At 59.5% G+C, this 20,091-nt stretch carries 17 protein-coding genes and 1 tRNA gene; 4 read left to right on the forward strand and 14 right to left on the reverse strand.

The window, feature by feature from the left end; all coding sequences use genetic code 11:
- Window positions 1-177 precede the first annotated feature (177 nt).
- The 7 genes from dnaB to rnr form a co-directional block, all read right to left on the reverse strand.
- Window positions 178-1,590, reverse strand: coding sequence for a replicative DNA helicase (gene dnaB, locus E2F43_RS14585; protein ID WP_133213908.1), 1,413 nt, complete (start codon window positions 1,588-1,590; stop codon window positions 178-180).
- Between the two features lie 252 nt (window positions 1,591-1,842).
- Window positions 1,843-2,292, reverse strand: a complete 450-nt coding sequence (gene rplI, locus E2F43_RS14590) for a 50S ribosomal protein L9 (protein ID WP_133213910.1) — start codon at window positions 2,290-2,292, stop codon at window positions 1,843-1,845.
- A 48-nt stretch (window positions 2,293-2,340) separates the two neighbouring features.
- Window positions 2,341-3,228, reverse strand: a complete 888-nt coding sequence (locus E2F43_RS14595; RefSeq protein WP_133213912.1) for a hypothetical protein — start codon at window positions 3,226-3,228, stop codon at window positions 2,341-2,343.
- Window positions 3,229-3,265: 37 nt separating this feature from the next.
- Entirely contained in the window at window positions 3,266-3,493 is a 228-nt protein-coding gene (gene rpsR / locus E2F43_RS14600; RefSeq protein WP_007228418.1) for a 30S ribosomal protein S18, read from the reverse strand.
- A gap of 17 nt (window positions 3,494-3,510) precedes the next feature.
- Window positions 3,511-3,951 (reverse strand): 30S ribosomal protein S6, encoded by a 441-nt coding sequence (gene rpsF / locus E2F43_RS14605; protein WP_133213914.1) that lies wholly within the window; start codon window positions 3,949-3,951, stop codon window positions 3,511-3,513.
- A 128-nt stretch (window positions 3,952-4,079) separates the two neighbouring features.
- Window positions 4,080-4,835 (reverse strand): 23S rRNA (guanosine(2251)-2'-O)-methyltransferase RlmB, encoded by a 756-nt coding sequence (rlmB, locus tag E2F43_RS14610; RefSeq protein WP_133213916.1) that lies wholly within the window; start codon window positions 4,833-4,835, stop codon window positions 4,080-4,082.
- A gap of 56 nt (window positions 4,836-4,891) precedes the next feature.
- Complete coding sequence (gene rnr / locus E2F43_RS14615; RefSeq protein WP_133213918.1) at window positions 4,892-7,246, reverse strand: ribonuclease R; 2,355 nt, start codon at window positions 7,244-7,246, stop codon at window positions 4,892-4,894.
- A gap of 190 nt (window positions 7,247-7,436) precedes the next feature.
- Here rnr and E2F43_RS14620 point away from each other — a divergent pair.
- A tRNA-Leu gene (locus E2F43_RS14620) sits at window positions 7,437-7,523 on the forward strand.
- Window positions 7,524-7,745: 222 nt separating this feature from the next.
- Here E2F43_RS14620 and E2F43_RS14625 read toward each other — a convergent pair.
- Entirely contained in the window at window positions 7,746-8,504 is a 759-nt protein-coding gene (locus tag E2F43_RS14625) for a hypothetical protein (RefSeq protein ID WP_133213920.1), read from the reverse strand.
- Between the two features lie 229 nt (window positions 8,505-8,733).
- Here E2F43_RS14625 and E2F43_RS14630 point away from each other — a divergent pair, with 229 nt between their 5' ends.
- From E2F43_RS14630 to E2F43_RS14640, 3 genes are all read left to right on the forward strand, one after another.
- A complete protein-coding gene (locus E2F43_RS14630; RefSeq protein WP_165954331.1) occupies window positions 8,734-10,293 on the forward strand; it encodes a phospholipase D family protein in 1,560 nt (519 codons plus the stop codon).
- A gap of 301 nt (window positions 10,294-10,594) precedes the next feature.
- Window positions 10,595-12,166 carry an amidohydrolase family protein gene (locus tag E2F43_RS14635; protein ID WP_165954332.1) on the forward strand — a complete coding sequence of 524 codons (1,572 nt, stop codon included), beginning with the start codon at window positions 10,595-10,597 and terminating at the stop codon, window positions 12,164-12,166.
- Between the two features lie 189 nt (window positions 12,167-12,355).
- The gene (locus tag E2F43_RS14640) at window positions 12,356-13,885 is read left to right on the forward strand and encodes an amidohydrolase family protein (RefSeq protein WP_133213926.1); all 1,530 of its coding nucleotides are present in this window, start codon (window positions 12,356-12,358) and stop codon (window positions 13,883-13,885) included.
- A gap of 63 nt (window positions 13,886-13,948) precedes the next feature.
- Here the strand turns inward: E2F43_RS14640 and bla are convergent, their stop codons facing one another.
- From bla to E2F43_RS14670, 6 genes are all read right to left on the reverse strand, one after another.
- Window positions 13,949-14,956, reverse strand: coding sequence for a class A beta-lactamase (gene bla, locus E2F43_RS14645; protein WP_238946936.1), 1,008 nt, complete (start codon window positions 14,954-14,956; stop codon window positions 13,949-13,951).
- Window positions 14,957-15,090: 134 nt separating this feature from the next.
- Window positions 15,091-16,935, reverse strand: a complete 1,845-nt coding sequence (locus E2F43_RS19470) for a phospholipase D-like domain-containing protein (protein WP_133213928.1) — start codon at window positions 16,933-16,935, stop codon at window positions 15,091-15,093.
- Window positions 16,936-17,242: 307 nt separating this feature from the next.
- Complete coding sequence (locus tag E2F43_RS14655; RefSeq protein WP_133213930.1) at window positions 17,243-17,866, reverse strand: LNS2 domain-containing protein; 624 nt, start codon at window positions 17,864-17,866, stop codon at window positions 17,243-17,245.
- Between the two features lie 140 nt (window positions 17,867-18,006).
- Window positions 18,007-18,519: an HdeD family acid-resistance protein gene (locus tag E2F43_RS14660; protein WP_133213932.1), complete on the reverse strand. Its 513-nt coding sequence runs from the start codon at window positions 18,517-18,519 to the stop codon at window positions 18,007-18,009.
- A gap of 34 nt (window positions 18,520-18,553) precedes the next feature.
- A complete protein-coding gene (locus tag E2F43_RS14665; protein WP_133213934.1) occupies window positions 18,554-19,000 on the reverse strand; it encodes a eukaryotic translation initiation factor 4E family protein in 447 nt (148 codons plus the stop codon).
- A 215-nt stretch (window positions 19,001-19,215) separates the two neighbouring features.
- Window positions 19,216-19,971, reverse strand: coding sequence for an enoyl-CoA hydratase/isomerase family protein (locus E2F43_RS14670; protein ID WP_133213936.1), 756 nt, complete (start codon window positions 19,969-19,971; stop codon window positions 19,216-19,218).
- Between the last annotated feature and the right edge of the window lie 120 nt (window positions 19,972-20,091).

The following is a 20,091-nucleotide window of genomic DNA, read 5'->3' on the forward strand; positions in this document are numbered from 1 at the left end:
ATTCCCGCTTTCGCGGGAATGACGGTGAGGCGGGAATGACGGTGAAGCGGGAAGACGGTGAGGCGGGAAGACGGTGAGGCGGGAAGACGGTGAGGCGGGAAGACGGTGAGGCGGGAAGACGGTGAAGCGGGAATGACGGTGAAGCGGGAATGACGGTGGTACGGGAATGACGGGTATTCAGTACTCATCCCCCCGATAACCCCGGGCCAGGTTCTCGAAGCGCGTATACTGACCGATAAAGGCCAGCCTGCAGGTTCCTATCGGGCCGTTACGCTGTTTGCCGATAATGATCTCGGCCACCCCCTTGTCCGGGGATTCCTCGTTGTAGACCTCATCCCGATAGATAAACATGATCACATCCGCATCCTGCTCGATGGCGCCGGACTCGCGCAGGTCGGAGTTGACCGGGCGCTTGTTGGGGCGCTGCTCCAGGGAGCGGTTGAGCTGTGACAGGGCCACCATCGGCACTTCGAATTCCTTGGCGATGGCTTTCAGGGAGCGGGAGATCTCGGAGATCTCCGCGGTGCGGCCTTCCGAGGAGCCGGCGACCTGCATCAGCTGCAGGTAGTCGATCATCACCATGCCCAGCTCGCCGTTGTTTTCCCGCACCACCTTGCGCACCCGGCTGCGCACCTCGGTGGGGGTCAGGGCCGGTGTATCGTCGATATACAGCTTCACGTCACGCAGTTTGTTGACCGCGGTGGTGAGCTTGGGCCAGTCCTCCTGCTCCAGCTTGCCGTTACGGATGCGGGTCTGGTCGATGCGGCCGATGGAGGACAGCATGCGGATAATCAGCTGGTCCGCGGGCATCTCCATGGAGAACACCAGAATGGGCTTGTCCTGGGCCAACACCGCGTTCTCGACCAGGTTCATGGCAAAACTGGTTTTACCCATGGAGGGACGACCGGCCACAATCACCAGGTCCGAGGGTTGCAGGCCGGAGGTCATGCCGTCCAGGTCCTGGAAGCCGGTGGTGAGGCCGGTGATGTCGCCCCCGGAATTGAACAGTTCGTCGATGCGATCCAGTGCTCTTTTCAACAGCGGGTTCACATCCTGGGGGCCTCCTGACTTGGGCCCCTGCTCGCCGATCTGCATGATCAGGCGTTCGGCCTCGTCGATCAGGTCCGTGGAGGTGCGCCCTTCCGGATTGAAACCGGAATCGGCAATCTCCTGTGCCGCCTCGATCAGCTTGCGCAGGCTGGCGCGCTCGCGCACCACCTGGGCGTAGGCGCGGATATTGGAGGCACTGGGGGTGTTCTGGGCAAGCTCGGCCAGGTAGGGAAGCCCGCCGGCGCCCTCCAGCGCACCCCTGGCTTCCAGCTTGTCGGCCACGGTAATGACGTCGATGGGTTCGGCCGCCTCCGCCAACTGGGCGATTTCACGGAAAATAGCCCGGTGCGAGGGTCGGTAAAAGTCGCCAGCGGCCACTTCCTCAGCCACCGAGTCCCAGCCATCGGCCGACAACAGCAGGCCACCGAGTACGGATTGCTCCGCCTCCAGGGAATGGGGATGCATCTTGATCCGCGCTATCTCGCCGTCGGGGGCGCCGGGCAGCTCGGAGATGTTGCTGGGGTAGTCGCGGTCTTCCATCGGCGGTCGGTTCTTGTCGGATTGGACAGATTAACGAATTAGCAGGCCTTCGTCATTCCCGCGGAGGCGGGAATCCAGATTCTTTTTATCGACCCGGCAGAGAGTTAGGGTCTCCGGATCACCGCATTCGCCGGGATGACGGCAAGTTTGGCCCAATCTCCAGACACAAAAAATGCACCGGTCACTCAGTGACCGATGCATTCTGAAACTCTCCACGCGCCCGCCTGTTACTGGGCGGGGGCGACGAGGTTTTTACTCGGGGACAACCGCCAGGGCGATAGTGGCGGTCACGTCGCCGTGCACCTGGATGTCGATCTCGTACTCACCCACTTCGCGCAGCGCGCCCTCGGGCAGACGAACTTCAGCCTTGTCGATCTCGACACCAACGGCGGTGACGGCATCGGCGATGTCGCGAGTACCGATAGAACCGAACAGCTTGCCCTCTTCACCGGCATTGGCGGTGATAGTGATCAGCTGCAGTGCGTTAAGCTCGGCACCACGAGCCTCAGCGGCGGCCAGCGCCTCTGCTGCGGCGGCTTCCAGCTCGGCGCGGCGAGCTTCAAACTCGGCGACAGCTGCGGCAGTGGCGGGGACGGCCTTGCCCTGGGGGATCAGGTAGTTACGGCCAAAACCGGCCTTTACATCGACCTTGTCACCCAGGTTACCCAGGTTGCCGATGTTCTCCAGCAAAATGACTTCCATCTTACTTTCCTCGTTATGGGGAGCATGCTCCCGCTACTTCAAAATTCGTTAACTGTCTTCGCCGGGGCCGATGTCGGTACCGGGCTTGCCGGTCCAGCGCTGGCGAAAATCAAACCAGCTGTCGGCGATGGCGGCGAACACGACCATCAATTTCACCGGGTCCAACAACAGCCAGGCCAGGTAGAAGCCGATCAGCCATCCTGTGCCCTGGCCCTTGTGCTGGACCCTCGCATGAACCAGTGCCAGTCCGGCAAAGTTCAGCGGCAATAAAGCAATTACTGCCCAGGTGCGGTATTCCAGACCCAGGGCAGACAGCGCAACGGCTGCCAGGGCCAGGACTGAAGCCACCGCCGGTGTGTAACGCAGGAGCCGGAACTCGCTGGCAAAACCACCCGGGTTGTACAACGCTGCCTGCCAGTAACGGCCCAGCATCAGGCACAGCACCGACATCATTCCAGTGCCTGCCCCCAACATGCCGGCGATTTGCGCCGTGGTTGGCCGGGCCAGCTGCACGGTGTCACCGCCCTGAGATAACTGCTGCTCCAAGCTGGCGAGGAAATCGCCGATCAGGGAGACCATCTGCTCCAGGTACGGGCTACCGAAGGCCAGCAGCGCCAGGCCGCTGGCGGCGCCGACGACGGTGCTGGCCAGCACTGCCAGCGGCAGGCTTACCGTGATTCGCAGCACCATCGCCAGTAGCGCCGTTCCCACCAGCAGTGAGAGCGGGCCGCTGTCACCGACGGTGTACAGCAGAACCCCGGAGGGCAGCAGGGCCCATAACAGCAACTGGGCCCCATCCCCCACGCCTTTGCGCAGGGTGACCAGCGCCAGTACCGCTGCGCTGATCCAGCAAAACAGTATGCTTCCGGCACCGGCAACAGTAAGCACCAGGGCCTGGAAGCGCCCGCGCATGGCAAATTCAGCTATCGCCTTCATCCAGGCCTCGCCGCTGTAGTACGCGGGTACAGGATTCTTACTGGTGGGAATCCGTGTAGGGCAGCAGGGCCAGGAAGCGCGCACGCTTCACGGCAGTCGCCAGCTGGCGCTGGTACTTGGCCTTGGTACCGGTGATACGGCTGGGTACGATCTTGCCGGTTTCAGAGACGTAGGCCTTCAGGGTCTCGAGATCCTTGTAATCGATCTCTTTGACGCCTTCGGCGGTGAACTTGCAGAACTTACGGCGACGGAAAAAACGGGCCATGACAATACTCCTCTCTATTACGCTTCTGAGTCGGCTTCAGAAGCCGGCTCTGCTGCTTTCTCGGCGGGCGCTTCCTCGGCGGCGGGCGCCTCGGCGGCCTTGCGCTCTTCGTAACGGCTCTTGCGCTCGCGAGACTCTTTCTCGGCCTTCATGATGAAAGATTCATCAGTGACGGGCTCGTCGCGGCGGATCACCAGGTTACGGATCACAGCATCGTTGTAACGGAAGGTCGTGGTCAGCTCTTCCATGGCGTCGTTGGACGCTTCCACGTTCATCAGCACGTAGTGTGCCTTGTGGATCTTGTTGATGGGGTATGCCAGCTGGCGACGGCCCCAGTCTTCCAGGCGGTGGACACTGCCGCCGTCCTTCTGGATGGTGTTGGAGTAGCGCTCGATCATGCCGGGCACTTGCTCAGACTGGTCCGGATGGACCATAAATACGATTTCGTAATGACGCATTGAATAGCTCCTTACGGGTTAATGCTGCCCACCGAAGCAGTGCAGCAAGGAGAATCGGCAGCGCAGGGCCACCGGGCAAATTTTGAGGCGCGGATTGTATAGAGTTTGGGCAGGGGGCGCAAGGGGGCCTATCCCCGCTGCCGCACCACCTCGAACAGGCAGATTCCGGTCGCCACCGACACATTCAGGCTGCTGACCGAGCCGGCCATGGGCAATTTTACCAGGAAATCGCAGTGTTCCCGGGTCAGGCGGCGCAGGCCCTGGCCCTCGGCGCCCATCACCAGCGCCATGGATCCGGTCAAGTCATTGTCATATATGGATTTTTCTGCTTCTCCGGCGGCGCCAAACACCCACACATTGCGCGCTTTCAGGGCGTCCAGGGTGCGGGCGATGTTGGTGACCCGGGCAAAGGGGACCACCTCGGCGGCGCCGCAGGCCACCTTGCGCGCTGCCGGGGTGAGATCCGCCGATTTATCCCTGGGCACCACCACTGCGTCCACCCCGGCGGCATCGGCACTGCGGATACAGGCACCCAGATTATGGGGGTCGGTCACCCCGTCCAGCACCAGGATCAGTAGCGGGCCCGCTTTTTCGTCCACCATGCGCAGCAGGTCGGCCTCCTGCCACAAATTGGCTTGCTGGACCTCGCCGTGCTGAGGTTCGTCCAGGGTTTCGGCCACTACCCCCTGGTGCCGTCCCTTGACCATCTCGTCAAGATCCCTGCGCGGCTCCCGGGCCACCGGCACGCCCTGGTTCCGGGCCAGCTCCAGCAGCGAGTCAATGCGCTTGTCCTCCCGGCCCTGCTGCACCCGGAGGCGCTGCACGGACCTGGGGTTCTTGCGCAGCAGGCTGTCTACCGCGTGGATTCCATAGATGTATTGCATGTTCTAAAAGCGACCTTAGCGCTGCAGAGGGCCGTCATCCCCGCGCGGGCGGGGATTCAATGCCGCCGCCGTAACCCGGTTTTACCCTTGGGCTTCTTTTTCCCATTATTGGCCGGCTTCCTGCCTTTCCTGCCCGGCTTGCCGTCTTCCTTCCGCTTGCCTGCGCCACCCCCTTTGGCCTTCTTCGGCGACTTGGCGTCCAGCAATTCCAGGTCAATCTTGCGATCATCCAGGTCGACCCGGGCTACCTGGACCCGTACCTTGCCACCCAGCTGGAAACTGCGCCCGCTGCGCTCACCGGTCAGTCGCTGCTTGGCTGCATCGAAATTATAGTAGTCGCCGGGCAATGCCGTGATATGCACCAGACCCTCGATATAGATGTCGATCAGTTCCACAAACAGGCCGAAGCTGGTCACTGCCGCGATAACGCCGTCGAATTCGTCGCCCACATGCTCCTGCAGGTACTCGCACTTGAGCCAGGCATTGACCTCGCGGGTGGCGTCGTCCGCCCGGCGTTCGGCCATGGAGCTGTGCTCCCCAAACACCACCATCGCAGCGTGGTCATAGGGAAAAATTTTCCGGGCCGGAATGGGTTCCGCTCCCTTTATTCTCAGCACATGACCGGCTTTGTCGGTGGAGCGAATGCGGTGGCGAATGCCGCGATGCACCAACAGGTCCGGATAGCGGCGGATCGGCGAGGTAAAGTGGGCGTAGGCATCGTAGTGCAGCCCGAAGTGACCGTTGTTGTCTGGCTGGTAAACCGCCTGACTCAATGAGCGCAGTAACATGGTCTGAATGACGTGGGCGTCGTCCCGGTCCTTCACCTGTTCCAGCAGCTGCTGGTAGTGCACCGGCGTGGGCTTGGCTCCGCCGCGGAGGTCCAGCCCCAGTTCGCCGAGAAACTTACGCAGGTTTTCCAGTTTCTCCTCGCTGGGGCCCTCGTGCACCCGGTACAGCATCGGCACATTGTTGTCCTCGAAGAAGCCCGCCGCCGCAACGTTGGCGCACAGCATGCACTCTTCGATCAACTTGTGGGCATCATTGCGCACGACCGGCACAATCGATTCGATCTTTTTCTGCGCATCGAAAATGATGCGGGTCTCCACCGTGTCAAAATCGATTGCCCCGCGGACATCGCGAGCGCCCCGCAGGACCTTGTAGAGGTCGTGTAAACGGAAAAGATCGGGCTCGCGACTCTTGTCCACGTCCGGGTGGTCACCGTTTTCCAGCACCTCGCCCACCTGGGTGTAGGTCAGCCGGGCGTGGGAGTGGATGACCGCTTCATAAAAGCGGTACTTGCCCAGTTTTCCGGTTTTGCCGATGTCCATTTCACAGACCATGGCCAGGCGGTCAACGGCGGGCTTGAGCGAGCAGAGGCCATTCGACAGGGCCTCTGGCAGCATGGGCACGACGCGTTCGGGAAAATACACCGATGTCGCCCGTGTACTGGCTTCCTCATCGAGGGCAGAACCGGGACGCACATAATGGGAAACGTCGGCAATGGCCACCCACAGGCGCCAGCCGCCGAAACGGCGTTTTTCACAGTAAACCGCGTCATCGAAGTCGCGGGCATCTTCACCGTCAATGGTAACGAAGGGCAGATGGCGCAGGTCAACCCGGTTGAGCTTGTCTTTCTCGTCCGGCTCCTCCTCCAGGGCGGCCGCCTCCGCCAGCACCGCCTCGGGCCACTCCCAGGGGATGTCGTGGGAGCGGATGGCGACATCGATTTCCAGCCCCGGGTCCAGATGGTCACCGAGAATCTCTGAAATCGTCGCCTTGGCACCCAGCTGGCGGGTCGGGTAATCGGTAATCCGGGCGGTCACTATCTGGCCGTTTTTGGCGCCGTTCTTGTCTTTGGGGGGAATCAGGAACTGGTGCGTCAGGCGACCGTTATCGGGAATCACGTAGCCGATACCGCTCTCTTCCTGGTAGCGTCCCACGACCGAGGTCACACCGCGTTCCAGCACCTCCACGACCTTGCCTTCCAGCCGGCCGCGGCGGTCCTCACCGGTGACCAGCACCAGCACCTCGTCGCCATCGAACACAAAGTGCATCTGGCGGGAGCTCAGGTAGATATCCTCGCCCTCTCCCAGGGGCATGGCAAAGCCATAGCCGTCCCGGTGACCCTGCACCCGGCAATGAATCAGGTTCATCTTGTCCACCAGGCCATAGGCGCCCTTGCGGTTGGACATGATCTGGCCGTCGCGCTCCATGGCACGCAGGCGTTTGCGCAGGGCATCTACCTGCTCGTGGTCGTCAAGGTCCAGTTTCTTGCACAGCTTGCTGTGATTAAGGGGCTTGTTCGCGTCCCGCAGGACCTCGAGAATAACCTCCCGGCTGGGAATGGGGTTGTCGTAGTTGGCGGCCTCACGCTTGGCGTGAGGGTCGGCAATCTTGCCTTTTTGGGCCATATAAATGGGGCCTTTATGTTTGGATAAGGGAGCCTCTGCCGCGCGCTGATTCGAGTACAGCTGGGCGCGCCAGGGCGCTGGATTCCCGCCTGCGCGGGAATGACAAAAAACATTATACGCGAGGATTGACAAAGCCGCGCACGAAATATAAAGTGCGCGCCCTCAGGTATTGCTCCGGCGATATCGTGATGCCCAGGTGGTGAAATTGGTAGACACGCTAGCTTCAGGTGCTAGTGCTCGCAAGGGCGTGGAGGTTCAAGTCCTCTCCTGGGCACCAATTTAAAGAAGGCCGAGCTTACTGCTCGGCTTTTTTGTTTCCAGGGTCGGACTCCCGGCCGGCTGATACCGCGCCGGCGCGAACCCTCACTCGAAGCAGTGCTTCGACAGCGTGAGGAACCGCCCTCTCCTGGGCACCAATTTAAAGAAGGCCGAGCTTACTGCTCGGCTTTTTTGTTTCCAGGGTCGGACTCCCGGCCGGCTGATACCGCGCCGGCGGAGGCTAGCGGCAGCCTCCAAGGCAGAAGCGCGGATCGGTCAAGTAGAAGACGCCGAACTCTACGCCGGCACCGTAAGAGCCATCAAAGGCATCCGAGTAGGTGAGAGCGGCCACCCACCTGGGACTCTCCCAGCGCACACCCAGCCGGTAAGACGGCTCGGCGAAAGCCTCGCCCGCCGTGCCGAACACCTCCCCGACGATGGCAGACTGCGGGATGATGTCATACACCGCCACCCGCGACATGTAGGTGAAACCCCAGGCGGAGTCGCTGTGCTGCTCCCGGTCGACGTTGTAGGTGAAGCCGGGCAGCACATCCAGCAATATCGAGTTGTCGGCGAAGGCGTAGGTTGCGGTGCCCAGGGCCCACCAGGACTCGAAGGCGTCATTGACCTCGCCCTCTTCCTTGTGCTCCGGGGTCAAACCGGTGCCAAACACCACACTGTAGCCGGTCTTCTCATCCTCGCTCTCGCTGATTCGGTACTTGGCAAACAGGCTGGTCGCGGTGTAATCGTCGGTATCATCACGCGGATCGTCGTAGTAGTGGGTCAACTGCAGGTTGAATTCCCACTCGGGTATCAGCGCCGCTACCGCATAGAACTGGGAGTACTCCTCCCCCACGGTGCCGACGATCGTGGCCACGCCATGGGGAGCGACCCACTGGTTATCGCCCGCAAACTGCTGGGCATTGGCAACACCCGCAAGGGAAAGCGGCAACACCGCCGCAAGCCCCAGACGCCATAACAGCAATAAACGCTTACTCATATTAAAGACACTCCAACTCCAAACAGGCCAGCAATAAAAACAACAGCCCTAGTGTACTAGAGCATGCCCAAGGAGCAATGCTGCATAAGTCACTATACCGGCCCCGACCGCTATTTCCGGCCAAATCAGACACCGCCTGGCCAAGGCTCCCGGTTGCACCGGCCCGTACGCTGACTTAATGTGGTCGATATCCCCATGTCAATCGGGTGAGCGCACTGATGGAGAACCCATGGCAGGCAGGAACAGTTACTCGCAGTGGCTATGGTGGTTACTGCCGGTCGCCGGGCTGGCCATAATACTGGCGACCTGTTCGCCAGAACAACTGGACATTACAAGCGTGGAAAGCATGAGCCTGGAACCGCCCCCCACAGCCCCGCTCGCCGCTGCCAGTCACCGCTGGCGGGAGCACAATAACGCTGATTCCGGCTTCCACAGCATCCCGGAGGGCCGGGTCGCGCTCGGCACCCGGCTGCAACTGATCGATGCGGCGCAAAGCTCCATCGACGCCCAGTACTTCCTGATGAAAGAAGATAAAGCAGGTTACCTGTTCGCCAGCAGCCTGCTGGCCGCGGCCGACCGGGGGGTGCGGGTGCGCTTTCTGCTCGACGATATTTACACCACGGTCAAGGATGCCAGCCTGGTGCTGCTGGATACGCATCCCAATATCGAGGTCAGGTTATTCAATCCGATTGAGCGCGGCGGGTTTTACTGGGCCAAGTACCTGCTCCAGTTCGAGCGCACTAACCGCCGAATGCACAACAAGACGCTGATCGTGGACCAGTATGCGGGCATCATTGGCGGGCGCAATATTGCCGATGAGTACTTCGACCTCAGGGCCGGTAGCGGCTTCATTGATTTTGACCTGTTCCTGCTCGGCGATGCCGCATCGGCAACCACAGCGGGCTTCGACCAGTTCTGGAATCACCCCCTGTCCATGCCCATCTCGGCCTACCTGCAGCGAGTGCCCGAGGCCCTGCTGCGAAAGGTGAGAGACCGGGCAAGTGCCGCCATGGCCACCGCAACCGGGGAGCACTACGACGCGATCAGGAGCGCCGGCCTGCTGGATGAGGTGCTCAATGACCAGCTGCCCCTGGTCCCCGGAGAAGCGGCAGCGGTGACCGACTCTCCGGAGAAACTCCTCGCGCCACCAGACAAGGAACAGCAGATCCTGGTCAACAGGCTCAAGGAAGTGATCGTCGGGGCCAGGGAAGAGGTCCTGATCTCAACCCCCTATCTCATCCCCGGCCCCAGCGGGGTTGAATTTTTCCGCGATCTGGTGGCGCGGGGAATGCGTGTCGTCATTCTGACCAACTCCCTGGCCTCGAACAATCACGTTGCCGCCCACGGTGCCTACCAGCGCTATCGCGAGTCGCTTCTCGATGCCGGGGTTGAACTGTTCGAGGTGCGCGCCACCGCCGCCGATGTCTATTACGAATTCGGCGCACTGCGGTCCGGTGGCGAGGGACGGGTCAATCTGCACACCAAAGCCATTGTCATCGATCGCCGCTGGGTACTGGCCGGGTCTCTCAATCTCGACCCCCGGGCGGTGAATCTGAACACCGAGTTCGGCCTGCTCATCGACTCACCGCCACTGGCCGATGAACTGGCGGCAAGGTTTGAGCAACGACTTCAGGGCACTGCCTACCAACTGCAACACCAGCATGGCCAGTTACAGTGGACGGCAGTGATCGGTGATGAAACCGTCACCCTGACCAAGGAACCCGACGCGAGTCTGTGGCGCCGGGTAGTGGCAACACTTTCAACGCTGTTGCCCGAGTCGCAACTCTGAGCGAACGACTCGGTGCCTCAAACCAGGCCGTGCGAATACGACCCCAACCCGCCAGCAGCGCAATTTACCGCCTGAGCGACCCGAGCTGGTCATTCAGTGGGTCTGCCAAAATTTGACAGATTTTCAACCGACTTCTAGCCTTAAAGAGAGAAAGAGGCGACGTCCACATCGCCATACACGCCTACATACTGTGATCTTCAACTGCTGTAAGCTGGTCCAGTCCCGAGTTGGCCTGCCAAACGGCCGAATCACTCAATTTCGTTTTTCCAAAGAGGCCCCACGAATGATCCACCGATCAACCATGAGAATTCTGACAACCGTTATTCTTGGCCTGGCCCTGTGCGCGGGCGGAGGAGCGAGTTTTGCCAGCGACAGGAATACCAGCTACGACATTGTCATCCTGAATGGCCGGGTAATGGACCCGGAAACCAAACTCGATGCTATTCGTAACGTTGGAGTCAAGAATGGCAAGATCGCCGTTATCACGGAAAAAGCGCTGTCTGGAAAGGAAACCATCGATGCGACGGGACATATCGTCGCTCCCGGTTTCATTGATATCCACTCTCATACGTCAAACATTCCATTGGGCCAGAAACTTCACTTGCGAGATGGCGTCACTACGCCTCTGGATATGGAGAGCGGCGCCTATCCGGTTGATCTCTGGTATGAATTACTCGAGGGTAAGTCACAGACCAATTATGGGGCGACCGTCTCTGCTGCAGGCATAAGAGAGCAACTATCAAACCCGGATTACAAGACATCAACAGGTTCGATCCTGCTGGACGCCTTTGACCCGCACACGGACAGCATGTTTGACATGAGTGTCAGCAGTTTCCTGCCGTCAAAAGAACAGATAGACGCCATGGAGGACATGATCGAGGAAGGCATTAGTCAGGGCGGGCTGGGGATCGGCATACCCGTCGGCTACATGACCCGAGGCACCACCAGTGAAGAGACGATCATGTGGCAGCGAGTTGTCGCCAAGCACAATCTCACGACGGTTCTCCACGGTAGATTTTCCAGTCAGCAGCCGCCCGCGACGGGAATCCTGGGCACTCAGGAGATGCTGGCCAACCTGGCTGTCTATGGTGGTGGACTCTACGTGAGCCATATTCATCAACAGGCGCTTGGCCTCACCTCTTCGGCGATCGATTTCCTGGCCGATGCAAAAGAGCGGGGCCTGAACACCGTTGCCGCTATTTACCCCTATTACCAGGGGGCCACGATCGCAGGGGCAGATTACCTGGAACCGGAAAATTACCAACGCAATATGGGACGGACTTACAAGGACATTATTGAAGTCGCCACCATGAAACCGCTGACGGAAGAACGGTACAATGAACTGATCAAGGAGCAGCCCGGTGCATCGGTTATCTTCGCCGGCGTGGACGAAGCGATAATGCTTGCTGCATTGGCAGACCCCGGGACATTGGTGGAAAGCGATGCTGCTCCGTTAAATGTCACGGAAACCGGAGATCTTGCGATAGATTGGGATATTCCTTTTGAGTCCATTCAAGGGCATCCCAGGGCTGCGGGGACGCATGCCAAAGTTCTGCGCCTCGTGCGCGAGAAAGGCCTGATGCCAATGATGTTGGCCGTCTCCAAAATGACCTACATGCCAGCGAGCTTTTTGGAAAATAGTGGCGTATCCATGATGTCTCAAAAGGGCAGGATTCAGGTGGGCTCCGACGCCGACATCACCATTTTTGATCCCGAAACCGTGACTGATAACGCCACCATGGCCAAGGGTGGGCTGGCATCGACGGGGATACCATTTGTCATCGTCAATGGCACGGTGGTTGTCAGAGATTCCAAAGTGTTAAAAGGCGTTTATCCTGGACAAGCCATCAGGTCAGACGGTAGTTCGCGCTGATTACCGCTATATCGATGGTGGTCGCTTTTTGTCAGAGGAGTTTGCGGTGACTCCTGCCCCGTAAAACCAAAAAGCCAGACAAAACCTTGTCAGGCGTTGTCCACCCGGTTCAGGCGTCGCCTCCGGACAGTACGCCTGATAGTTTGTGGGCAGGAGAAGAAGCTTCGGCTATCGCATTGGAGATACTTCATGGCACTTAAATACCAACCCCTGGTCATTGTGGCTTTATTACTTGCCACGCCCGCCTGGGCAGAGAGCCACGACCTGGTGATCGAAAACGGGCGCGTCATGGACCCGGAAACCGGGTTCGACCAGGTTGCAAACGTCGGCATCGACGACGGCGTGATCACCAGAATCACCAGCAAAAGCCTTTCGGGAGAGCGGACCATCGACGCAACGGGGTTGGTGGTGGCCCCAGGCTTTATCGATGCCCACTCTCACGCCCAGGACGCCTTCGGGTTCAGGTTGTACCTGCGCGATGGGGTAACGACTGCCATGGATCTGGAGACGGGCGCTTACCCCGTCTCTGCCTACTACGACTACTGGGACGGCAGGGCGCAACTCAATTACGGCGTTTCGGTGGGACACATGTGGGCGAGGATGGCCATCCTGGACGATGTCGACCCTAAGGGCCGTCCCTTCTACGGCGGCGTCATTAACGAGTCGCTCAAAGATGACGCTCACTGGCAGACCAAAAATTATGACCGCGCGGACACGCCGGCCATTCTGGCGGGCATGGAACGGGGCCTGAAGGCAGGTGGTCTGGGGATTGGGTTTCCCATTGGTTACTACACGGCCACCAGCAGCCCGGAAGTCATGCAGGTTGCGGCCCTTGCCAAGCGCCATGACTCCTTCATCACCAGCCATGTGCGCTACCTGTCGCAGGTACCACCCAGCGGCTACCTGGGTTTCCAGGAAATGATTACCGTAGCGCAGGTGCATGATGTCCCCTTGTTGCTGCACCACGTTCCGAGTAACTGTCTCGGACTCACCACCGAGTGCCTGGACCTCATTGACGACGCCCGCGCCAGCGGTGTCAACGTGATCGGCGAGTTTTATCCCTACACTTTCGCATCGACCTACGCCAACGCGGACTACCTGTTCCCCGGCTACCAGAAGAAACTGGGGATTACCGGCAGCGACCTGGTCGTTATACAGACCGGCGAAGTCCTCGACGATGAAAAATTCGAAAGAATGCGCACAGAGGCCCCCGAGACCTTCCTGTTGATGTACACCATTAAAGAAAAAGACATGCTTGCCGCTGCCAGGAGGCCCGGTGTGGTATTCGGGTCCGACGGCGTGGCGTGGATCATGGAGGACGGTTCCGATGCGCCAGCAGACACCCCCTATGGCAGCGGGCGCGGCCACCCGCGGGGCGCGGGCGCCCACGCCAGGTTTCTGCGCATGGCCCGCGAAGATGATGCCATCGGCTTAATGGACGCGCTGTGGAAGCTCAGTTATGGCCTGGCGGACTTCCTCGACGACACGATTCCGCAATTTAAAACCCGCGGACGGGTGCAGGAGGGGATGACCGCAGACCTGACCATCTTCGACCCGGAAACCGTGACCGACAACGCATCGTGGGAAGAAGGCAAGAATACGCTGCCTTCCACCGGAATTCCTTATGTACTGGTGAACGGCGTACCGGTAGTTGATGACTCCAGGGTCCGGGACGATCTGTTCCCGGGAGTTGCGATCCGGCGTGCCGTGAGCGACTGATGCCTGACAACCGACGATGGCGGGGCTTGTTCCCCGCTTTCATGCGCTGGCCTCAGGCCATCATCAAGGCGAGTCAGCCACCAGCATAAAGTAATCGAAAAGGGTCCGGGCCACTTCCGCTATCGCGCGGTCACGATCGCTCGGTAACGTGTGGCTGCCGCGGGTGAACACAACCACCGCAAAACGGCGTCCGTCTGGCAGCGTGATGTACCCCACATCGTTGGCCACGCCACCGAGTGTTCCCGTCTTGTGGGCAACCGGCGTCTTCCTCGGCAGCAATCCGCGCAGGCGTCCCGGCCCGGTAACCGTGCGTGACATAATGCCGAGCAAAAATGCCGTACTCTCCTCGCTAACGGTCTTGCCCTGGTAAAGCGCCGTCAACAGGCTCAGCATGGCCCTGGGGGTCGATTTGTCCAGCGGATCTGCCTCAAACGCCGGTTGTGGGTCACTCGCCATAGCCGGGTTAGCGCTCAAATTGCGTATGGCCTTGGCCAGATTCTGCCGACCCGGCTCCTGTTGGTAGAAATCGCGCGAGTAGTCGCTGGTGGTGCGATCGACGTGCATGCCACTGATGCCCAATTTCTCCAGTTGCCGGTTGACTGCCTCAGGGCCTCCCGCCAGACGAAGCGCAACATTGGTGGCGGTGTTGTCACTGTGGGTAATCATCACCTCCATCACATTGGCTACTGACAGGGCCACACCCGGATGAATAAAGTTGGACGCTATTATGTCAGACACGACCCACTCATCATCATTAAGCTCGATCATGTCCGTGAGGCTCAGTTCACCGGCATCAACTTTGGCGAGCAAGGTCACCGCAATCGCCACCTTGTAGGTGCTGGCCATCGGAAACGGTTCCTCGCCATTGAGAAACACCTGCTTCCCGGTCGTCATATCCTCGGCGGCAACGCCGATATAACCGATCAGCCCCCGGGTGAGCGCATCCAGCGCTGCGGCGACTTCGACAGGCGCATTGCCAGTAGATCCGGGCTCTGCCCGGCTGTGGACACTGGCTGCCAGCGATAGGCCAAACACCACGCCCAGAAGGGCATGTAGCATGAGTTTTTGCATCTTGATCTCCTTTTGCAAAGTCATCCAGGGTGCCTGCTTTTTCACCCAGTCCGGGCGTTATGACGGTCGCGGCTACCGGCAACTAAATAGACCCACCCTCTAAAAGGACTTACCCAGGGTGCCGGCCAGTCCGCCTACATCAGGTATTCCAGACCGAGGCCGTGCAGGGTCTTGTAGATGGTGCGTTGATTACGCGCGGGGCTCGCTTTCTGGCTGTCGCTTTCCATCAGCTCCCTGCGCATTTGCAGCCATTGGGGCGTCCCCCAGCGATAGGACGTTGCCTGCAGCTCGTTGAACACCTTCAGCAGGTCCTCACGCAGCTCCGGGCTCCGGAAAAAGAAGCCCATCTCATTGTTCCACAGGTCGGACCGATAGTCGAAGTTGCTGGTACCGATAAAGCCAATGGTTTCGCCGAGAATGAATTTCGCGTGCAGCTTGCCGTATTGCGCCGTTCCATTTCCCAGCAACACCGAGTCCAGCTTGCCCGTCTCATAAATAAAAATCTGCGGATGATCGATGGCCTGCTGCCATTCTTCGCTGCCCACAACCGCCGGGTTGAATTCGCCTTTTTCACGACTCGATTGCCAGGCTTTGGTCAGCTCGGGTGTCAACAGGAAGCGTGGCGCCATTTCCATGTCGATGATTGCCTGGGTGAAAAAATTATCACTGGTCATGACGGAGTTGGTCACGATTACAAAGGAGGCCGTGGGGTGTTGCTGCAGGTATTCGAGCATCGACTGCGCACCGTCGTAGACCGTTTCCCCGTGCTTGTTACGGTACTTGCCGCTGAACAGGTAGGGAGAGGCGACCCGAAGCGTACCCTGGTCCTCTCCCCGCCGCTTGGCTTCCCGGGTCAGCTTGGTGATGAGATACAGAATGGAGTTCGGGTTCTTGACCAGATTCTCTTCAACATTAGTGGTCACATGCTTGCTGGTCAGGTTACCCAGCTGGTGAGAGAGTCGCACTTCAGCGTCGCGAAAACCTTCGCCGAGAAATACCGGCATGTCTTCCATCCGTTGGCGGATTCCGGGAAGGTTTTTCAGGAAGTCGAGACTCTCCTGACACCGTTGCAGTCGGCGGGCTGTGCGGCTGTCCTCATCGGTACTGCGGTTACCCGGATCCAGTCGCTTGTTGCCCTCGTGAAGAAACAACAGGGTGTAATACATCTCGGTGACGCTGGCCACCGTCGGCAACCGGGGGTCCTGGTCCGGATAGGGCCGAAGCAACAGCTCAAGGTCCCTGAAAGCCGTGGGATCGGGCGAGCCGTCCGCGTTAATGCCGTAATAATCCAGGGAAATATTGCGCCCACCGGTCATGACCGCCCCTTTGGCCGGAATACGGCCGTCGACGATCAGAATCTTGTCATGAGATCGGCGATTAAACTGCATCCTGGTAATGGCGTTGAAGATCACTGCCTGCACCCGCGCGCGCCGGTCGGTGACCTGGCCCTGCGCGTTGCGCATGAAGCCCGCCTCATTCGCGCAGGTCTCCAGGGCCTTCAGGTCGGCATGGATCGGGTCGAACGAGCCGACCGAGTCCACCATGATGCGTACGTCGACCCCTCGCTTGACCGCATTGCACAGCGCGCCAAGAACCGCTTCGCCAACAGTATCCCTGGCGAAGATGTAGTACATCACGTCGATTGTCTGCACGGCGTTTTCGATCAGCCACAGCTTCGTGGCGAGCGACGTCAGGCCGTCTTCGGGTGTCGGACCGATCAGTTTCGCCCGCGCCCGGTCAATGGGCACCTCGGCCTGCTCACCCATCCTGATCGGATCGATATCCAGCTCTTGCGATGGCTTCCAGGTTCTATCGGCGTAAATCTGGTCCATGGTTGAATCGTCAATGGCGCTGGCGGGCGCACAGGGCTCCCGGGAGACCGAGGCCTGCTCGCAGTCCTGGTTTTGCGGTTTCTCGCTGCAGGAACTCAGCGCAAATGACAGCGCGATGCTCAGGAAGAGACTGCTCAAAATTTTCATCGGCCAGGCCTTCAGGGTAGTTCTTATTCATCGACATGATCCAGTCAAGCGTTGTTCGAAGCGCGCTGGGTTAGCCACTGAAATCCGGGGTAGCATCTGCCCAGGATAAACCTCGATAGTATTGCCGTCGTCTTTCACAGCAGTTAAGCGTATATCCGCTACAACTGCAAACCGCCGGGATACACCGCGGATCATTGCGGCCTGATACCGGGCTCCCATGACAAAGCAGACTCATTATCCACAGGCCACTGGGATGCTGTTGGCGTCCTGTGGACCGGAAGACGCTAAGGAACTGGCGACGGAGGGGTCACAAAAGGTCCGCAACTGCGGCTGCGTCTGTCAACCGGCTGGCGACAAAGGGGATGTGATCGCCCCATCCATCCAGGCACTCAGCCCAGGGCCCCGGCTCGCACCGGTCTTCCCCGCTGCGTTTAAGCGCAAAAATCCGCTCCCTCGGAATCCCGGCATCTGAATAGGCTGCAAAGTCAGTGGATGAATCGCCGTAAGCGGCGGCAAATTGCCACCCCTCTCGCTTGAACGCCTCCAGAATGGCCAGTTTGAAGCGCGAGGGATTGCGGTTGTCGGCAATCGACTGAGCGACGAATACCGGTCCCTCGGCAAATCCATGCTCGCTTAGCCAATGGGCAAGCCGGGAGGAAAACCAGGGAAATCGCGCACTTAAGTAGATCACACGCAGTCCATTTTCCGTCAGCATGTCGACGGCCTCAGCGGCGTGCTCCCTGGGCAACACGGCCGAGAAAACTCCCGGGGTCAGTGTGCCATCGACGTCGAACACCACCAGACGCTGTGCACTGTCGCTGGCCGCCGGGATTGTTGGCAAGGGGGCCGGGCTACAGGCCACCGTCATCACCGCCAGCACCAGAGCCAGGCAAGCCCTGGCAGATACCGGCAAATGGCTCAAAATATGCAATGCTGGCCCCTTTCAGGTCACAGTGGCTCTTACAACTGCCGTCTACGGGATTTCAGGGTGTTTCCGCCGCCAGACCGCCTGTTAATGCCCGATCGTCTCCCGCGCCCCCAGTGCATTCAGTCGCAGGCCAGCGGCCGAACTCAGCTCTTCATGTACATTCCCATCAAGGTGAGATAAGCGCCGGCGGCGAGCATATGGATGCCGAGCAATATACCCAGCAGAGACCTGGTGGCCGTCGGTGACGCCAATAGAATGCCGGCCAGCACCAACGAGATCAGCCCCGCAGCCATGAAAGGCGCGAAAAAAGGCGTTCCACGGGCGCGAACACCGAACAGTATCTCGACAATACCGCTGGCCGTCAGCAGGATGAGCATAAACGTGGTGAGCGAAATAACCCCGGACAGCGGGTTTGATAAAAATGACCACCCCAGGAGTAAGGTGAGGACGCCCAGGGTCAACGTTAGCCACCGGTGGTAGCCGCCCCCCTCCAGCAATCCCATGACCAGCTGCACCGCCCCGCCCGTCAACAGAACCAGGCCGGTGACCTTCACGATGGCACCAGAAGTCACCGCCGCGTTGAAGAGAACCACGACACCAAGAGTGATGGTCAGGACACCTGCCCAGAAGAAACGCGTCGCGTAATGGCTATTCATGAGCACCCTACCCCGCTGATATGCCGTTAACCAACTAATCGAGTTCCAGCTGGGTGGCTTTTGCTTCTGACATAAACTTGATCAGCTTTTTTTGCGCACTACTGAAGCGCTTGCTGTGCTTGGTGTAGTCCGAGTAACTGTCTACATTGACGCGCTCGTAAACCACTTCTTTATCGTCCAGGAGGAAGGTGGTGGTCAGGGTGAAGGCGTCATGCTCCTTGAGCAGAGACTTGATGGCCTTGGATTCCATCTCGGTCGGAGAAATCATCTCGCCGGTTGCAAGCTCACCGGTCACCTTTGAACCAATTTGCTGCACGTCGGTGACGTTGTACAGGGTTCCCCTGTAGACCAGGGATTTATTGGCGGTGTAGACCTTGGTACTGCCGCAACCTGCCACCAGCAGTGACATCAGTACGAAGAGCAGGATGCCCGGCACACCGAAACTGCATGCGGGTCTTGTGTTGGGTGAAAAAGCACTCATCTTGAAGGTCTCCAATCGGGAATAAATGTAACTACAGTTTACTACGTTAACAACGATCAGCCATGCCCCGGACTGCCACCACGTCCACTACCCGGACCACGTCACCAATAATAGGGCCAGTCTGGCCTGAGAGCCAGAACTCAATCCCTGGCCTGCAGCGGCATCCATGGTCCCGGGATTGGTGGCCGCGGGGGACAAGTCCACGGCCCCGGTGACTACCTGGCTTTCCAGTTCGGGGCCCGTTTTTCCGCAAAAGCGAGGGCACCTTCTTTCGCGTCCTCGGTCTGCATCAGCCAGTGGAACGCCTCGTTCTCCAGCTCGACGGCCCTGGGCAGGGGCAGATCAAGCCCCTGCATGACCACCGTCTTCATCTTCTGCACGGCGAGCGGGGCACTCCTGGCGATATCGGCGGCGATCTGCTCGCATTTCACCATCAACTGATCCGCTGGCACCAGGTGATTGACCAGGCCCAGGCGATAGGCCTCCTGGGCATCGATCCGATTACCGGTGTAAAGTAATTCAAGCGCGTTGCCCAGGGAAATCACCCGGGGCAGCCGCTGGGTACCGTGGCCGCCGGGAATCCAGCCGAGGCGGATTTCACCAAACCCGAAATGGGCACCCTCGGCAGCAACACGAATATCACAGCCCAGGGCCTGCTCCAGGCCGCCGCCGTTACAATGTCCGTGAATGGCCGCAATGACCGGCTTGGTCAGGCTCAGCATGCGGGGGTAAAGACGATCCACAAAGCCCTCGACGTCTGGCGAGTCGACCCATTTGATATCGGTCCCGACACAGAACGAGCGACCCTCGCCGCTGAGAATACCCACTCTCAGCTCGGGATCGTTTTCCAGCTCGTCCCAGGCGTCTGCAATGGCGTTATAGGTGTCACCATCGCAGGCGTTCATGACCTCCGGGCGGTTGATCCTGACGTGGACGATGCCATCGGCTTTTTCTACGATTACTTTATCCATATTTATTGCTTCCTCACTGCCTCACTGATTACCCAAGTATACTTCGCTTGCGTACTTTTCGAAGCGTCTAAAGATCGCTAATGGACGGGCACGTTGAAATCAGCCAGGCGTTTATGGCAG

The sequence above is a fragment of the Seongchinamella unica genome (assembly GCF_004354085.1).
Taxonomy (GTDB): domain Bacteria; phylum Pseudomonadota; class Gammaproteobacteria; order Pseudomonadales; family Halieaceae; genus Halioglobus; species Halioglobus unicus.

What these genes read in the sequence shown, in the direction of transcription:
- E2F43_RS14635 (WP_165954332.1), top strand. Translation starts at nt 10,595, where the DNA reads ATGAGAATTCTGACAACCGTTATTCTTGGCCTGGCCCTGTGCGCGGGC.
- rlmB (WP_133213916.1), bottom strand. Translation starts at nt 4,835, where the DNA reads ATGCAATACATCTATGGAATCCACGCGGTAGACAGCCTGCTGCGCAAG.
- E2F43_RS14660 (WP_133213932.1), bottom strand. Translation starts at nt 18,519, where the DNA reads ATGAATAGCCATTACGCGACGCGTTTCTTCTGGGCAGGTGTCCTGACC.
- rplI (WP_133213910.1), bottom strand. Translation starts at nt 2,292, where the DNA reads ATGGAAGTCATTTTGCTGGAGAACATCGGCAACCTGGGTAACCTGGGT.
- bla (WP_238946936.1), bottom strand. Translation starts at nt 14,956, where the DNA reads ATGCAAAAACTCATGCTACATGCCCTTCTGGGCGTGGTGTTTGGCCTA.
- E2F43_RS14670 (WP_133213936.1), bottom strand. Translation starts at nt 19,971, where the DNA reads ATGGATAAAGTAATCGTAGAAAAAGCCGATGGCATCGTCCACGTCAGG.
- rpsR (WP_007228418.1), bottom strand. Translation starts at nt 3,493, where the DNA reads ATGGCCCGTTTTTTCCGTCGCCGTAAGTTCTGCAAGTTCACCGCCGAA.
- E2F43_RS19470 (WP_133213928.1), bottom strand. Translation starts at nt 16,935, where the DNA reads ATGAAAATTTTGAGCAGTCTCTTCCTGAGCATCGCGCTGTCATTTGCG.
- E2F43_RS14640 (WP_133213926.1), top strand. Translation starts at nt 12,356, where the DNA reads ATGGCACTTAAATACCAACCCCTGGTCATTGTGGCTTTATTACTTGCC.
- E2F43_RS14630 (WP_165954331.1), top strand. Translation starts at nt 8,734, where the DNA reads ATGGCAGGCAGGAACAGTTACTCGCAGTGGCTATGGTGGTTACTGCCG.
- E2F43_RS14595 (WP_133213912.1), bottom strand. Translation starts at nt 3,228, where the DNA reads ATGAAGGCGATAGCTGAATTTGCCATGCGCGGGCGCTTCCAGGCCCTG.
- rpsF (WP_133213914.1), bottom strand. Translation starts at nt 3,951, where the DNA reads ATGCGTCATTACGAAATCGTATTTATGGTCCATCCGGACCAGTCTGAG.
- E2F43_RS14665 (WP_133213934.1), bottom strand. Translation starts at nt 19,000, where the DNA reads ATGAGTGCTTTTTCACCCAACACAAGACCCGCATGCAGTTTCGGTGTG.
- E2F43_RS14625 (WP_133213920.1), bottom strand. Translation starts at nt 8,504, where the DNA reads ATGAGTAAGCGTTTATTGCTGTTATGGCGTCTGGGGCTTGCGGCGGTG.
- rnr (WP_133213918.1), bottom strand. Translation starts at nt 7,246, where the DNA reads ATGGCCCAAAAAGGCAAGATTGCCGACCCTCACGCCAAGCGTGAGGCC.
- dnaB (WP_133213908.1), bottom strand. Translation starts at nt 1,590, where the DNA reads ATGGAAGACCGCGACTACCCCAGCAACATCTCCGAGCTGCCCGGCGCC.